The sequence below is a fragment of the Nonomuraea sp. NPDC050227 genome, assembly GCF_044459705.1.
Classification (GTDB): Bacteria; Actinomycetota; Actinomycetes; order Streptosporangiales; family Streptosporangiaceae; genus Nonomuraea.
Window position 1 is genome coordinate 1152463 of sequence record NZ_JBITJF010000001.1, and the last position, 22096, is coordinate 1174558.

15 protein-coding genes are annotated in these 22096 nt (G+C 71.1%); 9 read left to right on the forward strand and 6 right to left on the reverse strand.

Going from position 1 to position 22096, the window contains the following annotated elements; translation table 11 throughout:
* Nucleotides 1-47: 47 nt before the first annotated feature.
* From ACIBK9_RS06060 to ACIBK9_RS06070, 3 genes are all read left to right on the forward strand, one after another.
* Nucleotides 48-512: an ATP-binding protein gene (locus ACIBK9_RS06060; RefSeq protein ID WP_397155516.1), complete on the forward strand. Its 465-nt coding sequence runs from the start codon at nucleotides 48-50 to the stop codon at nucleotides 510-512.
* 69 nt (nucleotides 513-581) lie between these two features.
* The gene (folP, locus tag ACIBK9_RS06065; RefSeq protein WP_397155518.1) at nucleotides 582-1481 is read left to right on the forward strand and encodes a dihydropteroate synthase; all 900 of its coding nucleotides are present in this window, start codon (nucleotides 582-584) and stop codon (nucleotides 1479-1481) included.
* Nucleotides 1482-1495: 14 nt separating this feature from the next.
* On the forward strand, nucleotides 1496-1894 hold the full coding sequence (locus ACIBK9_RS06070) for a DUF1992 domain-containing protein (RefSeq protein WP_397155520.1): 399 nt from the start codon (nucleotides 1496-1498) through the stop codon (nucleotides 1892-1894).
* Nucleotides 1895-2024: 130 nt separating this feature from the next.
* On the opposite strand, the gene ACIBK9_RS06075 is transcribed toward ACIBK9_RS06070, so the two are convergent.
* On the reverse strand, nucleotides 2025-4337 hold the full coding sequence (locus ACIBK9_RS06075) for a glycoside hydrolase family 6 protein (RefSeq protein ID WP_397155522.1): 2313 nt from the start codon (nucleotides 4335-4337) through the stop codon (nucleotides 2025-2027).
* Between the two features lie 310 nt (nucleotides 4338-4647).
* Here ACIBK9_RS06075 and ACIBK9_RS06080 point away from each other — a divergent pair, with 310 nt between their 5' ends.
* From ACIBK9_RS06080 to ACIBK9_RS06090, 3 genes are all read left to right on the forward strand, one after another.
* Nucleotides 4648-7593: a glycoside hydrolase family 48 protein gene (locus ACIBK9_RS06080; RefSeq protein ID WP_397155524.1), complete on the forward strand. Its 2946-nt coding sequence runs from the start codon at nucleotides 4648-4650 to the stop codon at nucleotides 7591-7593.
* An 11-nt stretch (nucleotides 7594-7604) separates the two neighbouring features.
* Nucleotides 7605-10085, forward strand: a complete 2481-nt coding sequence (locus ACIBK9_RS06085; RefSeq protein ID WP_397155526.1) for a glycoside hydrolase family 9 protein — start codon at nucleotides 7605-7607, stop codon at nucleotides 10083-10085.
* Nucleotides 10086-10161: 76 nt separating this feature from the next.
* Nucleotides 10162-11754: a cellulase family glycosylhydrolase gene (locus tag ACIBK9_RS06090; RefSeq protein ID WP_397155528.1), complete on the forward strand. Its 1593-nt coding sequence runs from the start codon at nucleotides 10162-10164 to the stop codon at nucleotides 11752-11754.
* Between the two features lie 134 nt (nucleotides 11755-11888).
* Here ACIBK9_RS06090 and ACIBK9_RS06095 read toward each other — a convergent pair whose 3' ends face one another.
* The 5 genes from ACIBK9_RS06095 to ACIBK9_RS06115 form a co-directional block, all read right to left on the reverse strand.
* Complete coding sequence (locus ACIBK9_RS06095; RefSeq protein WP_358291678.1) at nucleotides 11889-12410, reverse strand: hypothetical protein; 522 nt, start codon at nucleotides 12408-12410, stop codon at nucleotides 11889-11891.
* Nucleotides 12407-13480 carry a lytic polysaccharide monooxygenase gene (locus tag ACIBK9_RS06100; protein WP_397155530.1) on the reverse strand — a complete coding sequence of 358 codons (1074 nt, stop codon included), beginning with the start codon at nucleotides 13478-13480 and terminating at the stop codon, nucleotides 12407-12409. Before ACIBK9_RS06100 ends, ACIBK9_RS06095 begins: the two co-directional genes overlap by 4 nt.
* A 168-nt stretch (nucleotides 13481-13648) precedes the next feature.
* A complete protein-coding gene (locus tag ACIBK9_RS06105) occupies nucleotides 13649-14926 on the reverse strand; it encodes a serine/threonine-protein kinase (RefSeq protein WP_397155532.1) in 1278 nt (425 codons plus the stop codon).
* A complete protein-coding gene (locus ACIBK9_RS06110; RefSeq protein ID WP_352358712.1) occupies nucleotides 14913-15884 on the reverse strand; it encodes a LacI family DNA-binding transcriptional regulator in 972 nt (323 codons plus the stop codon). Before ACIBK9_RS06110 ends, ACIBK9_RS06105 begins: the two co-directional genes overlap by 14 nt.
* 228 nt (nucleotides 15885-16112) lie before the next feature.
* On the reverse strand, nucleotides 16113-18302 hold the full coding sequence (locus ACIBK9_RS06115; RefSeq protein WP_397155535.1) for a transglycosylase domain-containing protein: 2190 nt from the start codon (nucleotides 18300-18302) through the stop codon (nucleotides 16113-16115).
* Nucleotides 18303-18506: 204 nt separating this feature from the next.
* Here ACIBK9_RS06115 and ACIBK9_RS06120 point away from each other — a divergent pair, with 204 nt between their 5' ends.
* The 3 genes from ACIBK9_RS06120 (at nucleotide 18507) to ACIBK9_RS06130 (ending at nucleotide 22073) form a co-directional block, all read left to right on the forward strand.
* Entirely contained in the window at nucleotides 18507-19802 is a 1296-nt protein-coding gene (locus ACIBK9_RS06120; RefSeq protein ID WP_397155537.1) for a cytochrome P450, read from the forward strand.
* A 106-nt stretch (nucleotides 19803-19908) separates the two neighbouring features.
* Nucleotides 19909-21078, forward strand: a complete 1170-nt coding sequence (locus ACIBK9_RS06125) for a hypothetical protein (RefSeq protein ID WP_397155539.1) — start codon at nucleotides 19909-19911, stop codon at nucleotides 21076-21078.
* Nucleotides 21075-22073 (forward strand): hypothetical protein, encoded by a 999-nt coding sequence (locus ACIBK9_RS06130; protein WP_397155541.1) that lies wholly within the window; start codon nucleotides 21075-21077, stop codon nucleotides 22071-22073. Before ACIBK9_RS06125 ends, ACIBK9_RS06130 begins: the two co-directional genes overlap by 4 nt.
* The last annotated feature ends 23 nt before the right edge of the window (nucleotides 22074-22096 follow it).

Consider the following 22096-nt stretch of genomic DNA (forward strand, 5'->3'; position numbering starts at 1 on the left):
AGGTCCAGAGGCGTGGCCTGCGTGTCGTGACGACACGAAGGAGCGCCATGGCCCTTCTCCTGACCCAGGTCTTCACCCTCCACGACGTCACCAAGCTGCGTCGCGCGGTCGCCGAGCAGGCGGAGAGCAGCGGGCTGCGCGAGGGGCGGCTCGACGACTTCGTGCTCGCCGTGCACGAGAGCGTGGTCAACGCCGTGGAGCACGCGGGCGGGCGCGGGCATCTGACCTTGTGGACGGTCGACGGCGTCATCCGCTCGGAGACGACGGACCAGGGGACGGGCATCCCGCAGGCGTACCTCGACGGGGACGTCCGGCCGTCCAGCCTCTCCTACACCGGTCGCGGCATCTACCTGATCCGGCGGTTGTGCGACGTCGTGGACGTCCGCACCGGCCCGGACGGCACCACGGTCCGGCTCACCATGCGCCTGCCGCACGCGTCCGCCTCCCCGAGCTCCATGAAGCGCATCCGGGTCACCGGCGGCGGCGGGCCGTCCGGGCGCTTCCAGGTCTGAGCGCGGGCGCGCCCGACCGCCCTGCCACGGCCCCGGGTAGGCTCGGCAGGAGACGGAAGGGGCCACTACGTGAGCGGCGGAAACAATCCCCCCGAGATCATCTCCCCGGTCCGCCGCATCGGGCGGCGGGAGTTCGATTTCGAACGCCAGATCGCCATCATGGCCATCGTCAACAGGACCCCCAACTCCTTCCACGACCAGGGGCGCACGTACGAGCTCGACCGCGCGGTCGCGGCCTGCGCGCGGGCCGTCGAGCAGGGCGCCGACTGGGTGGACATCGGCGGGTTCGCCTTCAGCGCCGCCCAGGCCGCGATCGGCGTCGAGGAGGAGATCGAGCGGGTGGTCCCGGTGATCGCCGAGGTGCGGGCCGCGACCGACGCCGTCATCTCGGTCGACACCCACCGCCCCGAGGTCGCCAGGGCGGCCGTCGAGGCCGGCGCCGACGTCATCAACGACACCAACGGCCTGCGCGAGCCCGGCCTGGCCGAGGTCGCGGCCGAGACCGGCGCCAGCGTGGTCGTCACCCACAGCCTCGGCGGCCCCGGCCGGCGGGTCTTCCGCCCGAGCTACGACGACGTCGTCGCCGAGGTCGCCGGCTTCCTGCGCGAGCGGGTCGCCTTCGCGCTCAAGGCGGGCATCGCCCCCGACCGGATCATCATCGACCCGGGCCACGACCTGAACAAGAACACCTTCCACTCCCTGGAGCTGACCCGGCGGCTGGAGGAGATCACCGCCATCGGCTATCCCACCCTCGTCGCGCTGTCGAACAAGGACTTCATCGGCGAGACCATCGACCGCCCGCAGGGCGAGCGCAAGGAGGGGACGATCGCCGCGAACGTCGTCTCCATCCTCAAGGGCGCCCGGATCCTGCGGGTGCACGACGTCGCCGCGACGGTGGCGTCCGTGCGCATGACCGAGGCCGTGCTCGGCTGGCGCGGGCCGGTCGCGCCGAGCCACAACCTGGCGTGAGAGGAGCCGCGTCCGTGACCGACCGCAAGCCGGTGGGCATGCCGTTCGAGAGCTGGATCGACCGTCAGATCCGCGAGGCGGCCGAGCGTGGGGAGTTCGACGACCTGCCGGGCGCGGGCAAGCCGCTGCCCGGCCTCGACCGGCGGGACGACGAGATGTGGTGGATCAAGCAGAAGCTGGAGAGCGAGGGGCTGTCCATGCCGCTGCCCCCGACGCTGGCGCTGCGCAAGGAGGCCGAGGAGGCGCTGCGGCAGGCCCGCGGGGCCCGGTCCGAGACCGAGGTGCGGCAGATCCTCGAAGAGGTCAACGAGAAGATCCGCGAGGCGATCAGGAAGGGCCTGCCGGGGCCGCCGCTCAACCTGATGCCCTTCGACGTCGATCGCGTCGTGTCGGAGTGGCGCGAGAACCGCTGACCCGCGCCCGGGCGAGTCGCGCCGGTCGAGGGGAAGGGGCCCGGGTTCCTTCACCGGACGAGGGGCCCGGGTCAGGCGGGCCCCTCGTCCGGCGGCCGGGGGCCCCGGAGCCCCCGGCCGGCTCGGTGAGCTAGCTGACCGGCGGGTAGGCGTTCCTGACCAGCTCCTGGAACTGGGCGGAGAACCACTGGCCGGACAGCGGGGCGCCGCCGAGGGCGCCCGACATGTTGTTGCCGTTGAGGTTGTTGCCGGTGTAGGTCGGGTCGCACATCCGGTCGAACTTCTTGCCCTCGTCGTTCGGGATGTCGGTGCTGGCGCCGTCGGACTCGCCCGGCGGCTTGATCCAGACGTAGGCGTCGAAACCGGCCTCGGGGCTGGCCGTCGGCCGGGCGCCGAGGCCCGCGCCGCTCTGGTTGCACCAGTTGCCGGCGTGGATGCGCCGGTCGACGCGTGACTGGTTGACGAAGGTGTTCACGTCCGTCGAGGTGCTCGCGCCGCCCGGACGGGCGGTGCCGCCCCAGCCGTTGCGCGAGGTGTCGACCAGCATGCCGAGCCCGGACTTGAAGCCCTTGTTGACCAGCGCGGTGCGCAGAGCCGTGGCGAAGGTGGACTCGTCCACGTAGTAGTTCCAGTCGATCCACTTGGACTGGCGGACGGTCTGGCCGTTCACCAGGGTGTTGATCGTGAAGTACGGCTCCTTGGTGGCGGAGTAGTTGGCGGTGTTGACGATGAAGCCGTCCACGCTGTCCACGCCGGCCGTGGTGCCCGCGGCCATGTTGTAGAAGAGGTTCACGGCGGGGCCGAAGTTCGAGTCCCAGCCGAGCCAGGCGTGGTGGGCGGCGTCCACGTAGGTGTAGACGTTGGTGATGGCGTGCAGCTTGTTGAGCGCGTACCGGACGCCGTCCACGTAGCCGCCGGGCCCGTTGGCCTCGGCGCATTTCGGGAAGTTGCCGGTGTTGGTGATCAGGTTGGGCAGCGAGTCGGGCTCGATGATCGTGACGATGCGCAGGTTGGCGTACTTGGGGTCGCGCAGGATGTTCGCGATCACGTCGATGTACTCGGCCTTGTAGCGGTTGAAGCCGTTCTCGGCGATCAGCAGCTCGCCGTTGGAGGCCAGCGCCGAGCAGTCGCGGTTGGGCAGGTCGTAGATGACGAACTGCACGGTCAGCGGGGCCGAGCCGTTGAGCGCGTCCTGGGCCACGGCCTCGTCCAGGTGGGCCTGGAGGCCCATGGCCGAGGAGGAGCCGGCGATGGCCGCGATGCGGTCCAGCCACACGGCGGTGGAGGTGTTGGCGACGGCGGCGCCGCCGGGCTCGGCCGCGGCCTTGGCCTTCCACTGCGGGTTCACGTAGCCGGTGGCGCCGGCGTACGGGTTCTCGACGTGGCCGGTGGGCGGCTGGCCGTCGTCGTCGGCCTCGGTGGCGGTGACCGTCTTGCTGGTCAGGCCGGTGGCGGCGACCGTGAAGGGACGGGTGCCGTTGGTCGAGTCGGCGTCCTGGGCGGCGGCCAGGGTCACCGTCTGGGCGGTGTTCCAGTTGGCCGTCGTGAAGGTGAGGCTGCCGCCGCCGGAGACGGTCAGGTCGGCGTCGCCGCTGCCCGCCGTCGAGGTGACGGTCACGTTCGCGGACGGCTGCGCGGCCAGCTTGACCGTGTACGCCGCCGTCCCGCCCTCGGGCACGGTCACCGACGTGGGCGTCACGAGCAGCGCCTGCTCCACGACCGCGTCGTCGTCCACCTCGGTCGCGTTGACGGTGGCCGAGGTGACGCCGGTGCCGCCGACGGAGAAGGCCGCCGTGCCCGCGGTGGTGTCGGCGTCCTGGGCGGCGGCCAGGGTGACCGTCTGGGCGGTGTTCCAGTTGGCGGGCGTGAAGGTGAGCGAGCCGCCCGCGCTGACGGTCAGGTCGCTGTCACCGCTGGTCCGCTGGGTGGTGACGGTGACGTTCGAGGACGGGGCGGAGGACAGCTTGGCGGTGAAGGAGGCGGTGCCGCCCTCGTTGACCGCGACCGAGCTGGCGGAGGTGACCACCGCGGGGGTGGTGGGGGTGACGCCGCCGCAGGTCACGCCGTTCACGGTGAAGGAGGTGGGCGGGTTGTTGCTGCCCGTCCAGGTGCCGTTGAAGCCCATGGTGGTGGAGGCGCCGGTGGCCAGGCTGCCGTTGTAGGGCATGTTCGTCGCGGTGACGTGCGTGCCCGACTGCGTCCAGTTGGCGCTCCAGCCGGTCGGGGTGTACTGCTGACCGGTGCCGGGGAAGTCGAAGCCCAGCGTCCACGAGGTGATCGGGTCGCCGGTGTTCTTCAACGTGATGTTCGCGGTGAAACCGCCCTGACCGGGGCTGCTCGTCCACGAGTTGGCGGAGTAGGTCACGTCGCAGTTCACCGCGGCGCTGGCGGCCGTGGTCTGGCCGACGACGAGCCCGAGGGCCGCGACGCTCGCGGCGGTCATGGTCACGGCCCATCGGCGTGGGCCGCTGTGGAGTCTCACTAGCGATCATCTCCAGAACGTCAGTTGGCTGGGAGCGCTCCCATAGTGAGACGCCCTCCCGGCCCTGTAAATGAGGGCGGCCGTGCGGCGGGCGTTCCCGGGCCGCATGCTCGCCGAATGCCCCGTAACGTGGATGAAACTTTCATCATCGGCAGCCTGGTGAGAGGAAACGCGGGGGCCGCCGGACGGGCGATCCGTTGACATACGCCGCCGGTCACCCACAATCCCCCTTGGGAGCGCTCCCACACCCCCTACTCCCCATGGAGATCCCTTGAAACACAGACCTCCTTCCCGTCTTTCCCGCCTGTCGAGGCGGCTCGCCGGAGCCGCGACGCTCGTGCTCGCGGCGGGCACGACCACGACCCTCGCGGCGCTGCCCGCGCACGCCGCCGTCGCCTGCGACGTGACGTACACCGCCAACCAGTGGACGAGCGGCCCAGGCCAGGGCGGGTTCACCGCCAACCTGACCCTGAAGAACACCGGCGACCCGATCACCTCGTGGACGCTCGGCTTCGACTTCCCGACCGCGGGCCAGAAGTACACGCCCACCGGCTGGAGCGCCAACTGGACGCAGTCGGGCACCCACGTCACCGCCACCAACATGCCGTGGAACGGCAGCCTGGCCACCGGCGCCTCGACGACGCTCGGCTTCAACGGCACCTGGACGGGCAGCAACCCGAGCCCGACCTCGTTCACCGTGAACGGCGTGACCTGCGGCGGCGCCAACACCCCGCCCACGGTCGCGCTGACCTCGCCCACCGCCGGCCAGACGTTCACCGCCCCGGCCACCGTGGCCATCGCCGCGAACGCCGCCGACGCCGACGGCACGGTCTCCAAGGTCGACTTCTACCAGGGCTCCACGCTGCTCGGCACCGACACCTCGGCGCCGTACGGCTACACCTGGCAGAACGTGGCCGCGGGCAGCTACTCGATCACCGCGAAGGCCACCGACAACGGGGGCGCGACCACGACCTCGGCCCCCGTCGGGATCACCGTCTCGCAGAACACCGGGCCCGCCCTCGTGGTGAGCCCGACCACGATCTCCGTGCCGGAGAAGGGCACCGCGGGCTTCGGCGTGAAGCTCTCGCAGGCGCCCGCCGCGAACGTGACCGTCACCACCGCCCGCACCAGCGGCGACGCCGACCTGACCGTCGGCTCCGGCGGCTCGCTCACCTTCACCCCGGCCAACTGGAACACCGTCCAGAACGTCACCCTGGCGGCGGCGGACGACGCCGACACCACCAGCGGCACCGCCGAGTTCACGGTGAGCGCGACCGGCTACACTCCGGTCAAGGTCACCGCCAGCGAGGCGGACGACGACCTCGGCGGCGACAACGAGTACGTCAAGCGGTTCGTCGAGATGTACAACGAGCTGCACGACCCGGCCAACGGGTACTTCTCGCCCGACGGCGTGCCGTACCACTCGGTGGAGACGTTCATGGTCGAGGCGCCCGACCACGGGCACGAGACCACGTCCGAGGCCTACAGCTACTACCTGTGGCTGGAGGCGACCTACGGGCAGGTGACCGGCGACTGGGCGAAGTTCAACAACGCGTGGGCCTCGATGGAGAAGTACATCATCCCCTCGACCGCCGACCAGCCGACGAACTCCTTCTACAACCCCGCCAAGCCGGCCACGTACGCCGGTGAGTGGAACGACATCAAGCAGTACCCGACGCAGCTCGACTCCGGGGTGTCCGTGGGCTCGGACCCGCTGGCCAACGAGCTGAAGAGCGCGTACAACACCAGTGACGTCTACGGCATGCACTGGCTGCTCGACGTCGACAACACCTACGGCTTCGGCCGCTGCGGCGACGGCACGAGCAAGAACACCTACATCAACACCTACCAGCGCGGCCCGGAGGAGTCGGTCTTCGAGACCATCCCGCAGCCGTCCTGCGACACGTTCAAGTTCGGCGGCCCCAACGGCTACCTCGACCTGTTCACCAAGGACAGCAACTACGCCAAGCAGTGGAAGTACACCAACGCGCCCGACGCCGACGCGCGGGCCGTCCAGGCGGCGTACTGGGCGCAGACGTGGGCCAAGCAGCAGGGCAAGGAGTCGCAGATCTCCGCGTCGGTCGCCAAGGCCGCCAAGATGGGCGACTACCTGCGGTACGCGATGTACGACAAGTACTTCAAGAAGCCCGGCTGCACCAGCACCTCGTGTGCCGCGGGCACCGGCAAGGACGCCTCCAACTACCTGCTGTCCTGGTACTACGCCTGGGGCGGCGCCAGCGACACCAGCGCGGGCTGGGCCTGGCGCATCGGCTCCAGCCACAACCACTCCGGCTACCAGAACCCGCTCGCGGCCTGGGCGCTGGCCAACGTGGCCGAGCTGAAGCCCAAGAGCGGCACCGGCGCGGCCGACTGGAGCACCAGCCTGACCCGCCAGCTGCAGTTCTACACCTGGCTCCAGTCGGCCGAGGGCGCCATCGCGGGCGGCGCGACCAACAGCTGGGAGGGCCACTACGCCACCCCGCCGGCCGGGCTGCCGAAGTTCCACGGCATGACCTACGACTGGCAGCCCGTCTACCACGACCCGCCGTCCAACCAGTGGTTCGGGTTCCAGGCGTGGACCATGGAGCGGGTGGCCGAGCTCTACTACGCCTCGGGCAACGCCGACGCCAAGGCGCTGCTGGACAAGTGGGTCGCCTGGGCGATGGCCAACACCACGATCAACGCGGACGGCACGTACCAGATGCCGTCGACGCTGAAGTGGACCGGCCAGCCCGCCGGCGACTTCAGCGACCCGAACGGCATGCCGCCGCCCAACCCCGGCCTGCACGTGACGGTCGCCGACTACACCAACGACGTCGGCGTGGCCGGCTCGTACGCCAAGGCCCTGATGTACTACGCGGCCAAGGCGAACCACGCCGGGGCCAGGACCATGGCCAAGGCGCTGCTGGACGGCGTGTGGAAGAACCGCGACGCCAAGGGCGTGTCGGTGTCGGAGACCAAGACCGACTACAAGCGGCTGAACGACCCGGTCTACGTGCCCCCGGGCTGGACCGGCAAGATGCCGAACGGCGACACGATCAACTCCAGCTCGACGTTCATGTCGATCAGGTCCTTCTACAAGAACGACCCCGACTGGCCCGAGGTGAACGCCTACCTCCAGGGCACCGGGCCCGCGCCGACGTTCAACTACCACCGCTTCTGGGCGCAGGTGGACGTGGCCGTGGCCCTGGCCGAGTACGGGCGGCTCTTCCCGTGAGAAAGTCGGCGATGATCGCCGCGGCGTCGCTGGTCCTGCCCCTGCTCGCAGGGGTGGGGCCGGTGGCCCACGCGGCCGCGCCCGCCTTCTCCTACGGTGAGGCGCTGCAGAAGTCGCTGTGGTTCTACGAGGCCCAGCAGTCGGGCGACCTGCCCGCCTGGAACCGCGTCTCCTGGCGCGGCGACTCGGGCCTGAACGACGGCAAGGATGCCGGGCTGGACCTGACCGGAGGCTGGTACGACGCGGGCGACCACGTCAAGTTCGGCTTCCCGATGGCCTTCTCGGCCACGATGCTGGCCTGGGGCGGCGTGGAGTACCGCGACGCCTACGCGGGCTCCGGCCAGCTCACCCACCTGCTGAACAACCTGAGGTTCGTCAACGACTACTTCGTCAAGGCCCACCCGTCGGCCAACGTGCTGTACGGGCAGGTCGGCAACGGCGGCACCGACCACGCCTGGTGGGGCCCGGCCGAGGCCATGCAGATGAACCGGCCGGCCTACAAGATCGACGCGTCCTGCGGCGGTTCGGACCTGGCGGGGGAGACGGCGGCGGCGATGGCGGCCTCGTCGATCGTCTTCCGTCCGACCGATCCGGCATATGCCGACAAGCTGGTGACGCACGCCAAGCAGCTGTACTCCTTCGCCGACACGGTCAGGAAGAAGTACAGCGACTGCATCAGCGACGCCCAGGGCTACTACAACTCCTGGAGCGGCTACAACGACGAGCTGGTCTGGGGGGCGATCTGGCTCTACCGGGCCACGAACGACGCCGCCTACCTGGCCAAGGCCGAGGCCGGTTACGACAACCTGGGCAACGAACCGCAGACCACGACGAAGTCGTACAAGTGGACGATCGCCTGGGACGACAAGTCGTACGGCGCGTACGTGCTGCTGCACAAGCTCACCGGCAAGCAGAAGTACCTGGACGACGCCGACCGCTGGCTCGACTGGTGGACGGTCGGCGTCAACGGCTCCAAGGTCAGGTACTCGCCGGGCGGCCAGGCCGTGCTGGACCGGTGGGGGTCGCTGCGGTACGCGGCCAACACCTCGTTCGTCGCGCTCGTGCACAGCGACTCGATCAGCGACCCGGCGCGCAAGGCCCGCTACCACGACTTCGCGGTCCGGCAGATCAACTACGCGCTCGGCGACAACCCGCGCAACTCCTCGTACCTGATCGGGTTCGGGGCCAACCCGCCGAAGAACCCGCACCACCGCACGGCGCACGGCTCGTGGACCGACCAGATCACCAACCCGGTCAACAGCCGCCACACGCTGTACGGCGCGCTGGTCGGCGGCCCGCCCGACCCCGACGACGTCTACGCCGACAAACGCGACGACTACGTCATGAACGAGGTCGCCACCGACTACAACGCCGGCTTCACCAGCGCCCTGGCCCGGCTCTACAAGGAGTACGGGGGAGCGCCTGCGGCGAACTTCCCGCCCGCCGAGACCCCGGACGGCCCGGAGATCTTCGTCGAGGCCGGCGTGAACGCCTCCGGCACGAACTTCACCGAGATCAAGGCCATCGTGCGCAACCAGTCGGCCTGGCCCGCCCGGGTCCTGTCGGACGGCTCGTTCCGCTACTACTTCACCCTCGACGGCTCGACGACCGCCTCGCAGATCAGCGTGTCGTCGGCCTACACGCAGTGCAAGGCCCCCACGCTCGGCTCGGCCGGCGGGAGCGTGCTCTACGTGAACATCGACTGCTCGGGGCAGGTCATCGCCCCGGCCGGGCAGTCGCAGCACCGCAGGGAGGTGCAGTTCAGGATCACCAGCGCGGGCGCCTGGAACCCGGCCGACGACTGGTCGTACCAGGGCATCCCGGCCACGCCGGGCGCGACTCCGGTGCAGACGAAGAACATCACCCTCTACAGCGGCGCCACCAAGATCTGGGGTGAGCCCCCGGGTCCGGAGGAGCGGGACACGACAGCGCCCAGCAAGCCGGGCAGGCCCGCGGTCTCCGCGATCACGGGCACGGCGGCGAAGCTGAGCTGGACGGCCTCCACGGACAACGTGGGCGTGACCGGTTACGACGTCTACCTGGGGTCCGCCAAGGCGGGCACGGCCACCGGCACCTCGTACGACCTGGGCGGGCTCAGCCCGGCGACGGCGTACACGGTCTCGGTGGTGGCCAGGGACGCGGCGGGCAACAGCTCGACGCCGTCCGACGGCACGTCGTTCACGACCGCCGACCCGCCTCAGGGCGGCTGCGCGGCCACGTTCAAGGTCACCAACGCCTGGGGCGGCGCGTACCAGGCCGAGGTGACCGTCAAGAACGCCGGCTCCGCGGCCATCACGGGCTGGACGGCCGCCTGGACGTCCGCGAACCAGATCACCCAGCTCTGGGGCGGAAAGCTCACCCAGACCGGCTCGTCGGTGTCCGTCAGGAACGAGGCGTGGAACGGCGGGCTCGCCGCCGGGGCCACGACCACGTTCGGCTTCATCGCCAACGGCACCCCGTCCACCCCCGACCTCACCTGCACCCCCGCCTGAGCCCGCCGACCCCGCCCTCGTCCCGGCCGCCGAGCAGGGGCGAGGGCGGATCCACCGGCTCAGGGAAAGGCAGCACATGCGATCACTGTTCACCGCGCCGGCGCTCGCCGCCGCGCTCGTGGCCGCCTCCTTGATCGTGCCGGGCACCGCGGCGCGGGCCGCCACCGGCATCCACGTGAGCGGCACGAAGATCCTGGAGGGCAACGGCCAGGAGTTCGTGATGCGCGGCACCAGCCACGCCCACACCTGGTACCCGGCCCGGACCAAGGCGTTCGCCGACATCAGGTCGCTGAAGGCCAACACCGTGCGCGTCGTGCTCAGCGGCGGCCGGTGGAGCGCCAACCCCGCCTCCGACGTGGCCGGCGTGGTCTCCCTGTGCAAGCAGAACAAGCTCATCTGCGTGCTGGAGGACCACGACACCACCGGGTACGGCGAGCAGAGCGGCGCGTACACGCTCGACCAGGCCGCCGACTACTGGATCAGCGTCAAGAGCGCCCTGGCCGGACAGGAGGACTACGTCGTCGTCAACATCGGCAACGAGCCGATCGGCAACAACGCCACCACGCCGGGCTGGGCCGAGGCCACCAAGGCCGCGATCGCCAAGCTGCGCGCCAACGGCATCCACCACGCGCTGATGGTGGACGCCCCCGCCTGGGGCCAGGACTGGCAGAACGTCATGCGGGACAACGCCGCGTCCGTCCTCGCCGCCGACCCCGACAAGAACACGATCTTCTCGGTGCACATGTACGGCGTCTACGACACCGCCGCCGAGATCACGTCGTACCTGGACGCGTTCCGGACGGCCGGGCTGCCGCTGGTCATCGGCGAGTTCGGGTTCAACCACTCCGACGGCGACCCCGACGAGGACACGATCATGTCCCAGGCCGTGAGCCGCGGCCTCGGCTACCTGGGCTGGTCGTGGAGCGGCAACGGCGGCGGCGTCGAGTACCTCGACCAGGTCACCGGCTTCGACGTCACCCGGCTCACCTCGTGGGGGCAGCGGCTGTTCAACGGTCCCAACGGCATCGCCGCCACGGCCAGGCAGGCGTCCGTCTACGGGGGCGGCACCACCGACCCGACCCCGCCGAGCGCCCCCGGCGCCCCGGCGGCCTCGAACGTCACCTCGTCCGGCGCCACTCTGACCTGGCCGGCCGCCACCGACGACGTGGGCGTGACCGGCTACGACGTCTACACCTCGGCCGGCGTCCCGCTCGGGGCGACGGCCACCACCTCGATCACCCTGACCGGCCTGTCGCCCTCGACCGCCTACCAGGTGCACGTCAAGGCCAGGGACGCGGCGGGCAACCAGTCGGCCGCCTCGCCCACGGCCTCCTTCACCACCCTGGCCGGGGGCGGCGACGGCGGCTGCACGGCCGTGGGGACCGTCCAGAGCCGGTGGGGCAACGGGTACGTCCTGCAGCCCGTCACGGTGACCAACACCGGCACGACCGCCAGGAACGGCTGGACGGTGACGTTCACGCTGCCCGCGGGCCACACCGTGACCGGCTTCTGGAACGCCGAGGTGACGGTCGGCGGGCGGACCGTGACCGCGCGGAACCTGAGCTACAACGGCACGCTCGCGCCCGGCGCCGCCACCGGTTTCGGGATCCAGGCCGGTCGTCCGGACGGCGACGCGTCCGTTCCGTCCGGCTACACCTGCGCCGGCTAGAGAAGGAGGAGGTGAGGCCGATCAACTGATCCTGCCCGCGACACCATCCCGCCCGGATGGGACGGACGCGGCCGGCGAACCCCCAGCCGGCCGCGTCCGTGTGCACCACCCACCGGCTCGGCCTTGCACAGCGGTCAGCGGGGATCCTGGGCGTGGGAGAAGCGTTCGCGGGCCGCGTCGATGGCGGCCTCGTCCGAGAAGTCGGCGAACGCCTCGTCGTGGTAGCGCGCGGGGATCAGCGCCCGGACCCGCTCCGGATATCCGGGCCCGGCGGCAGGCACCTTGACCTGCGGCGGCACGCCCAGCCGGACGGCGATGGGCCCCGAGGCCCGGACGGACATCGCCCAGTCGCGGCTCTCGCCGACGATCGCGCACAGGTGCCGGGCGTAGACCCAGCGCACCTCGGCCAGGCCGGCGGCGTCCGGCGGGTCCGTGCCGAACGGCTCCACCGCGCACACCACCCGAGCCTCGAACCCGTGCCCGTGGTCGTGGTGCTCTTGGGGCGTGGCCCGTTCGAGGATCAGCGTCACCTGGGCGGCGAGCTCCTGATCGAGCCGCGCCGACTCCTGGTGGGCGGCGAACAGCGTCGCCCCGGCCAGCGCCAGGCCGGCCAGGGCGACGCCTGCCGCGATCTTCCCGCGACGTGGTCCGGTCACGGGCTCGTGCAGGTCAGCGCGGGTGCGGGGCTCGGGATCGAGCCGGTGGCGTTGAAGCCGAACGTGGTGGACGCGTTCGGCGCGAGCTGACCGTTGTAGGAGGCGTTCTTGACGGAGACGTTCGGCGGCTGGGCGGACAGCACGCCGTTCCAGGGGGCGCCGTCGAAGCCCTGGCCGCCGGAGTAGGTCCACTTGACCGTCCAGCCGTTCAGTGACGTCGTGCCGGTGTTCTTCACCGTCACCTCGCCCTGGAAGTGACCGGCCCAGCCGGTGTCGGTGGCCTTCCAGGTGGCGGTGCAGCCGCCGGGGGGCGGGGTCACCGTCGGGGTGACCGTCGGGGTGGACGTGGGCGTGCCCGAAGGCGTGCCGCCGCCGGGGCCGACGCCGGTGACCTGGCCGTTGCCGCCGTCGAAGACGACGTCGGAGCAGCTGTAGAAGTTCTCGTTGCTGTCGGAGCGGATCCAGTGGGTGTAGATGATGTGCCGCCCGGTCTTGCCGGAGGGGAGCTGGGCGTTCCAGTAGTAGTAGTTGAGCCCGCCGGGGCCGCCGCTGGCGGGCGGGTTGGTGACGCTGCCGAACGACTCCAGGTCCGACCACTTGAGCGGGCCGTCGGGGTTCCAGCCGTTCTTGGTGACGTAGTAGACGAAGGTGCCGGGGTGCTGGGCCCAGTTGCTGTGCCGCATCTGGATGCTCGCGCCCGACGTCAGGTGGGTCAGCGGCCAGTCGGAGCGGACGGCGTTGTAGGCGGTGAAGTCGTAGGGGCCGCCGGTGCCGCCGCTGCAGAGCTGGCCGTCGGGGATGAAGCCGCTGGTGCGCCCGGCGCCGTCGGAACGCAGCACGGCGAACCAGTTGTAGAGCGGGGTCGCGCCGCTCTGGGCGACGGCCGCCGCGCAGGCCGGGTTGTAGGACTGGATCTGGCCGTTCTCGCGCAGGCCGTCCTGCCAGCACAGGAAGGTCCTGGCGCCGGGGAACATGGACACGCCGTGGGCCTGCGCCTGCGGCGGCGCGATCAGGACGGTGGCCAGCAGGACCAGGGCGGCGGTGAGCGCCGCCGTTCGAAAGTGTTTCATGGGGATTCCTTCGTGCAGGGGAACACAGGAACGCCCACGATCAGCCCGCCCGGCCAGCGCATTGAACCATGGGCGGCGCCGTCCCGACAACGCCGGGTGAAACTTTCAGCCGATCTTGGTCAGCGCCTGATCCGGCGGGCGCGAGGGGTGCGGATCCCGGCGTACCCCTCAGCCGGGTTCCATGGCCCGGTCGATCACCTTGAGCCTGGCCTCCAGCTCCGCCCGGCAGGCGGGGGCCAGGCGGCCCTCCCTGGCCCGGTCGGCGACCTTGCGCCGCACCTCGGCCGTGCCGGTGACCGCGGGGCCGCGGACCAGCGAGTCGAGCACCTGCTTGAGGTCGAGCACCACGTCCGCGTCGGTCGCGTCGCACGGTTCGCCGTCTTCGAGCGAGTCGTGGAAGCCGTCCACGGCCTGCTCGACGGTGACCGGCCCGGCCGGTGAGCTCCGCAACGCCCGGGAGGCCGACGCCGCGGCGGAGGGCGCGGCCGACGGCGTGACGGGGGGCGTGACGGACGGTGTGACCTGCGGCGACAGCACCGGCTCCGGCTCGGACCGCTGGAACCACAGCAGCACGGTGAGCGCCAGCAGCGCCGACCCGGCCACCGTCAGCCCGCGCCGCACCTGCCGGGCGATCCCGGCCGTGCCGAGCGCCGAGGTCAGCGCGGCGACGATCTCCTCGGCCGTGGGCCGCTCCTCGGGCAGGTGCGCCAGGCAGCTCTGGCAGAGCGAGGCGACGCCGTGCGGCACGCCGGTCACCCGGGGCGGGGGATCGGTCCGGCGCGCCGCCTCGATCTCCTCCCACGTCGTCTCCGGGTACGGGGTGCGCCCGGTGAGCATGGCGAACAGCAGCACGCCCAGGGCGTACACGTCCACGGCCGGGTGGGTGGGGGCGCCGAGGAGGCGTTCGGGGGCGACGTAGGGCGGGGTGCCGCGGTCGTCGTCGGGGTCGCCGGCCCAGGCCGCGATGCCGAAGTCGAGCAACTTGGGGCCGTCGGCGGTGAGCAGCACGTTCTCGGCGGTGACGTCCCGGTGGACCAGGCCGCGGGCGTGCCCGGCCATCAGCACGCGGGCCAGCCGCAGGGCGATGGCCGCCGCCTCGGTCCACGGCAGCGGCCCCTCGGCGATGCGCTCGGCCAGCGGGGTGCCGTCGAGCAGGGGCATCACCACGTACGCGGCCACGCCGCCCTTCGCGGTGACGGTCTCGCCGTAGTCGTAGATCTCGATCGAGTCCCGGTGGATGAACCGGGCCGCGGCGCGGGCCTCGCTGCGCACCCGGACGCGTTCGCCGTGGTCGGTGTGCAGCGAGGCGGTCAGCACCTTGACCGCGACCAGCCGCTGCAACGACTGGTCGAAGGCACGCCAGATGACCGACATGCCGCCGTGGGCCAGCGGGTCCAGCAGCAGGTACCGCCGGGCCAGCACGTCCCCCGGCTCAAGCTGACTCACGGATGACCAGTTCCGTGGGGAGGACGGGGTCGATCCCCGTCGCCCCGGTCAGGAGCAGGCGGGTGGCGACCGTGGCGAGCTCCTCGACGGGCTGGCGGATGGTGGTCAGCGCCGGGACGGTGTGCCGGGCCACGGGGGCGTCGTCGAAGCCGATCACGGCGACGTCCGCGGGCACCTTGCGGCCGGCCCGGCGCAGGGCCTGGATCGCGCCGGCCGCCATCAGGTCGGAGGCGACGAAGACGGCGTCGAGGCCGGGCGCGTGGCGTAACAGCCACTGCATGGCGTGCGTGCCCGAGGCCGCGGTGAAGTCGCCGTAGGCCACGGGCACGTCGGGGGCGCCGGCCGACTGCAGGGTGCGGACGAGCCCTTCGAGCCGGTCGCGGGCGGCGGGCAGGGAGGGCGGGCCGCCGATGGCCGCCACGTTCCTGCGGCCCTGTAACAGCAGGTGCTCGGCCGCCTGCCGGCCGCCGTCGAGGTTGTCCACGTCGGCGTAGGGCAGCTTGAGGTCGTGGGGCGGCCGGCCGATGTTGCGGACCGGGATGCCGGCGGTGGACAGCTTGATGGCCAGCGGATGGCGTTCGCGCGCGCCGACGATGAGGACGGCGCCCGACAGCGCGGGCAGCGTGGAGGAGGTGGGCGTCACGGTCGTCACCATGAGGTGGGTGCCGTGCTCGGCGATCACCGCTCCGGCGGCGGACAGGAGCCTGGCGTAGTAGGGCTCGGAGAACAGGCGGGGGAGATGGTCGCAGATCACCGCCGTGACGCCGTCGGTCAGCGTCTTGGCGGCGCTGCCCCTGGGCGCGCGTTGTCGGACGTAGCCCATGCGGGAGACGGCGTCGTAGACTTGCCGGCGGGTCGAGGTACTGACCCGCACCGAGCCCGTGAGGACTCGAGATGCGGTCGCGGGGGAAACCCCTGCAGCGGCCGCCACCTGTGCCAGTGTGGGCTGCTCGGTCATGGAGCACCTCGCGGAAAGATCCTGGGAGCGCTCCCACGTTACCAATGTTTCGCCGCTGTTAATAGGGCCTTTGCAGGGGGTGCGTCCGGGTGTGCGGACGCCCGCCGAATCTGCTCAGGTGGGGGCGGTGGTCACCGCCGGAGGTTTTCCCGCCGCAGGTCGATCACGACATATTGACCATCCGTTAGGGGTATCCGGGACGCGCCGGATACCCCTGGACGCCCGTCTCTAGCGCCTGCCGCGGCCGCGGCCGTGACCGTTGCCGTCGCCGTTCTGGTAACCCTGGCCGGGGCCGAAGTCGCCGTCGGGGTTGACGTCGGTGAGGCCCTGGTCCCCGTTGTCGTCGGGCTCCTGCCTGCGGGGGGCGCAACCCTGGCCGCAGCCGCCGAAGCGGGAGGAGTCGACCGGGGTGAAGGCCGTCGCCGGGGTGCCCTTGAGCGCGGCCTTCATGGTGGCGTTCCAGATCGGGCCGGGGATGGAGGCGCCGAACACCGAGGAGTAGTACCGGCCGCCGATGGTGATGCCGTTCAGCTTGTGGGTGGTCGAGCCGCGCGGGTCGCCGATGCTGACCGCGCCGGCCAGGTCGGGGGTGAACCCGGCGAACCAGGCGGTGGCCTGGTCGTCGGTGGTGCCGGTCTTGCCCGCCGCCGGACGGCCGATGCCGCCGACCGCGCGCATCGTGCCCTTGGTGAAGACGCCGGACAGGATGTTCGCCGCCGCGTCGGCGACCTCGGGGTCGAACGCCTGCGTGCACTTGGGCTTGTACTCGGTCACCTTGCCGTTGCGGTCGGTGATCTGGGTGATGGCCGTCGGCGGGCAGTACTTGCCGCGCGCGCCGATCGCCGCGTAGGCCGTGGCCACGGTCACCGGGTCCATCTCGTTGATGCCGAGCGTGAACGTCTCGAACTCCTGGAGCTTGCCGCCGTCGGAGCGCTTGATGCCGAGCGACTTGGCGGTCTCGACCACCTTGCAGAGGCCGACCTTCTGCTCCAGCGTCATGAAGAACGTGTTCACCGAGCCCCAGGTGCCGGTGGCCAGCGACTTGAAGCCGCCGCCGCCCTCGTCGTTGGTGACGGTGTGGCTCGGGTCGCCGACGTTCTGGCCCTTGCAGTTCTTGAACGCCCAGTAGTTGGGGGCGGTGTAGCCGCTGCCCACGTTGAAGCCGTCGTTGATCTTCATGCCCTGCTTGAGCGCGGTGAGCAGGGTGAACGTCTTGAACGTCGAGCCGGCCTGGAAGCCGACGCCGCCGCCGTGCACCGCGTCGGCCACCACGTTGTACGACATCTCGTGCTTGCGCCTGGAGTTGCCGTACTTGCGGCTGGCGGCCATGGCCTTGATCTCGCCCGTGCCCGGCTTGACCAGCGCCTCGGAGGCGACCGGGTTGTCGGAGGCGAAGACGTGCTTCTTGATGGCCTCCTCGGCGGCCTCCTGCATCTTCGGGTCGATCGTGGTCTTGATCTCCAGGCCGCCCCGGTTGAGGAACTGGGTGCGGGCCTTCTTGGTCTTGCCGAAGGCCGGGTTGCTCAGGATCTCGTTGCGCACGTACATGCAGAAGTACGGGTACTGGCTGGCGCCGCAGCCGCCGGGCAGCGGGGTGCCCTTGTAGCCGAGCTTCTTGGCCCTGGCCTCCTCGTGCTGCTCAGGCGTGATCTTCTTGAGCTCCAGCATGCGATCGAGCACCACGTTGCGCCGGTTGAGCAGTTGCGCGCGCGACTCCTTGCCCAGGTTGGGGTCGGTCCGGTTGGGGTCCTGGACCGCGCCGGCCAGCGTGGCCGCCTGGGGGAGCGTCAGGTCGGCCGCCGACACGCCGAAGAACCGCTTGGCCGCCGCCTCGACGCCGTACGCGCCGGCGCCGAAGTAGGCGATGTTGAGGTACTTGCCGAGGATCTCGTTCTTGCTGTACTTCTCCTCGACCGCCATCGCGTAGCGCAGCTCCTTGAGCTTGCGGGCGTAGCTGGCTTCGAGGGCCGCGTTCTTCTCCTTCTCGGTGGTGGCCGAGTTGAGCAGCACCTGCTTGACGTACTGCTGGGTGATGGAGGAGCCACCCTGGGCGATGCCGCCCCTGCTGAGGTTCTTGGCGAGGGCGCGCACGGTGCCCTCGATGTCGATCGCGCCGTGCTCGTAGAAGCGGTAGTCCTCGATGGAGATGATGGCCGTCTTCATGATGTCGGCCACCTCGTCGAGCGAGACGTTCTCGCGGTACTCCTCGTAGAACTGGGCGATCTGGTTGCCCTTGGCGTCGAGGACCGTCGTCTTCTCGGCGAGCGGCGGTTCTTTGAGGTCTTCCGGTTTGATGTTCAGTTCCTCGGACGCCGAGACGAACATCGCTCCGGTGCCGCCGACCGCCGGTAGCGCGATGGCCGCGGCCACCACTCCCGCGGCCATCGCAGCCCCGGTCAGGCGCACGATGCTCGACATTCGGGAACCCATGCGGAAAAACCTCCCCATCTCGGCTTTTGGGTGCATCCTAAACCCGCCCATGACCTGCTCTCTGTAAAAAGACGAAGCGCGCGCCGGCGGTGGATGCTTCTACCCCGGGTGAGACGCCGAAGCACGGGATTTGGTTCGCCGGGTTTCCCGTCGAATTCGTTTCCTGGGGGTCTGCGGGGATAGGGCGTGGTCATGACTTCTCACCGAGTGTTGCCACGCGAGCAGGCGCGGGTCCGTGAGCCGGTCACCGCTCCCCGCCGGAGGCCGGTCCTGGACGACACCCTGACGCTGCTGCTCGACCCGTACCGCTTCATCGGCGACCGGGCGCGGCGGCTCGGCTCCGACGTCTTCGAGACGCGGCTGCTGCTCCAGCCGACCATCTGCATGACCGGCGCGCAGGCCGCCGAGGTCTTCTACGACCCCGAGCTGTTCGTCCGGGACGGCGCCGCGCCCCGGCGCCTCCAGGCGACGCTGTTCGGCAGGAACGGCGTGCAGGCCCTCGACGGCGAGACCCACCGGGCGCGCAAGGCCATGTTCATGTCGCTGATGGGCCGGGAGGGCCGCGACCGGCTGGCGGAGCTGACCGGCCGGCGCTGGCGCGAGCGCATCCGCGCCTGGCAGGGCATGCCGCGGGTCGTCCTGTACGAGGAGGTCAGCAGACTGCTGTGCCAGGCGGTCTGCGACTGGACGGGCGTGCCGCTGCCGCCCGCGCGGGTGCCCGAGGTCACCGCCACCCTCCAGGCGGCCATCGAGGGCGCGGGCGGGCTCGGCCCCCGCTACCTGCGCGGCCGGTACGCCCGGATCAAGGGCGACCTGTGGCTGTCCGGCCTGATCCGCTTCGCCCGCGACGACCCCGGCCGCTTCGCCGGCACGGTGACCGGCCTGATCGCGGGCTACCGCGACCCCGACGGCACCCTGCTCCCGGCCAGGACCGCGGCCGTCGAGCTGCACAACGTGCTGCGGCCCACGGTGGCGGTGGCCAGGTTCGTGACGTTCGCGGCCATGGCCCTGCACGCCCACCCGGAGTACTACGAGCGCGTCCGCGAGGGCGACGATCAGTTCGTCGAGCACTTCGTCCAGGAGGTGCGCCGGTTCTATCCGTTCTTCCCGTTCGTCGCCGCCAAGGTGGCCAAGCCCTTCACCTGGAACGGCGAGCACTTCCCGCAGGGCCGGCGGGCACTGCTCGACCTGTACGGCACCGACCACGACCCGCGCCTGTGGGACCGCCCAGGCGAGTTCCGCCCGGAACGGTTCGCCGAATGGGACGGCGGCGAGTACGACTTCGTCCCCCAGGGCGGCGGCGACCACTACGAAGGGCACCGGTGCCCCGGCGAGTGGATCACCGTGGACCTGATGAAGCTGGCGGTGACCGCGCTGACCCGCTGGATGACCTACGGCGTGCCGGCCCAGGACCTGCGCATGCCGTCGTGGCGCGCTCCCGCCGTCCCCAACAGCCGTTTCGTCATCGACCAGGTCGAGGCCGTCTGAGATTCGGGCAGCGCCCGGCAAAGAAGCGTGTTGTCGCGCGGGTGCGCGCGCGAGGGTCTGGCAACGTTCACCGGGGCGATTCTTCCTGGCCTTGGTGGAGGATTTCATGCGTCGTGTCGTGGACGACGAGGAGCAGGTCGATCAACTGGTCTCGGCCGCCAGGGCGTACTGGGGGGACAGCGCGGGCGACACGGGTTGCGTGGTGGCCGAGGCGTTCGACGAGGACGTCCGGGCGGTGGTGCGCACCGTCATGGTCGCCAAGGCCGTGTGCGGGCTGCTGTCGGCCCGGCTGGTCGTGCTCACCGACCCGCGGTGGCGGCCGCTGGCCGAGGCGTTCGGGGCCGCCGCCGATCTCGGGCCGCCCGACGCGCTGGTCACCAGCCGGATCGATCCCGGCGTGCGCACCGACATCCCGGTCGTGCACGTGCACGGCACCGGGTCGTTGCAGGCGTACGCGCTCTTCCCGGGTGAGACGCCCGTCTCCTTCGGCGAGGAGCTGCCCGGCCGGGTCGCGGAGTTCTTCGAGCGCCAGATCTGGCCCAACAGGGAGGCGATCCGGCCGAGCGCCGAGCGTACGGCGTGGCGGGCCAAGGAGGGCTACCAGGTCCGCACCGACACCGAACGCCGCCAGCTCCGCCTCTACGGCTGCTCCCGGCTGCGCCTGGACCCCGGCCGGCCCACCGTCACGGTGTTCGGCCACATGCCGGGCCGCGACACCGAGCTGTTCGAGGAGGCCGAGCGGTACGCGGCCGGCGAGGAGTCGGCCAACTGGCTGTTCCTCGACCGCCTGCGCTCCGGCCTGCTGTCGCCGAACATCCTGTGGAGCATGACCGACGTCGCCGTCACGTTCGGCGGCAGCGACCTGCCCGCCTTCGGCGTCCCGGTCATCCAGGCCGGCTGGTCGGAGGGCGCCGCCTGCGGGGCCACCCACCTCGCGCGCACGCCGGAGGAGCTGCGCGACCGGCTCGGCGAGGCCGTCGCCGTGCACGGCAAGGCGGAGACGATCCTCGGCCCGGAGCAGCGCGACCGCGCCCGCCTGTGGTTGTGGCTGCGCCGCTGCGGCGCCGACGTGCCGACCCAGGTCCTGCCGCGCTGGGAGCTCGGCCCCGACTACCCGCGGGCCCTGGCGGTCGCCCTGCGGCACGCCGAGCCCGACGGCGACCCGCTCTTCGAGGCGGTGCGCCGCATGTGGGAGCGCCGCGACCCCGTGCTCACCCGATTCGACTTCCAGGACCTGGCCAAGACCACACTGACCCCCGCGAGGAGCGCCCGATGACCGGAACAGGACCCATCACAGAGCTCGACCCGGTGATCCTGCCCGCGATCCCGCCCGTGCACGTGACCAGCGGGCGGTTCCCCGCGCTGCAGGTGATCGACCGGCTGCACCGGGGCAGCCAGATCGTGGGCAGGTTCGAGACGTCCGGGCTGGTCGGCTTCAAGGTGTCCGCGCAGGGACGGCCGCTGCGGGTGCAGATGTCGCTGTCCATGGACGAGCGGTCGGTCAGCGGCTGGCACACCGGCAGGACGGGCCCCGACTTCACGACGCCCCGGTGCGTCCAGATCCGTTCCCAGGGCCGCCTGCGCCAGTGCGTGCTGCTGCGCGGCCGCAACCCGCACGCCCGCGTGGCCTTCGACCTGACCCCCGAGGAGATCCCGGACGACGGGCTGATCTGCGTCGAGGCCCTGGACATCATGGAGGGCGACGGCGTCTGCGACGAGGTGCGCACGTTCCTGTCCGGCCGGGTCCAGGAGGACGGGGCGGCCGGGCTGCGGCTGAACAAGATCGTGTTCGAGGAGCCGCCCGAGGTCGACTACGACCCCGACACGCTCGACGGCTCCCGCTGCGAGCTGTCCTCGCTGATCAGCGGCGGCGGCCTGGCCAACGTCAACCGGCAGGGCGTGCGCGTCCTGCGGTCGGGCATGTTCGTGGTCAACCCGGTGCTGCGCGACACGTTCGGGGCCAGCGGGCGGATCACGCTCCGGCTGGGCACGAAGGCGGAGGCGGCCAGCATGATCCCGGCGACCTGGCGGCGGGTCAACAGCGAGCTGCGCTGGCTGCGGCACGCCACCAGGAAGCTCCTCGGCACGGCGGCCCCCACGGTGGAGCGCGTCTACAGCCTCAGGGACGGCGTGGCCGGGCCCTTCGGGCAGACCGTCCACGGGAACGTCACCGAGCTCGTCCTGCCGAGCCCGACGGTCTCGCCGTTCCTCGTGGTGATCGAGCGGGTGCCGGGCGTCCTGCCGACGCTGGAGTCGGGCACCTCGGACTAGCGGGAGCTCCGGTTCCCTCGACC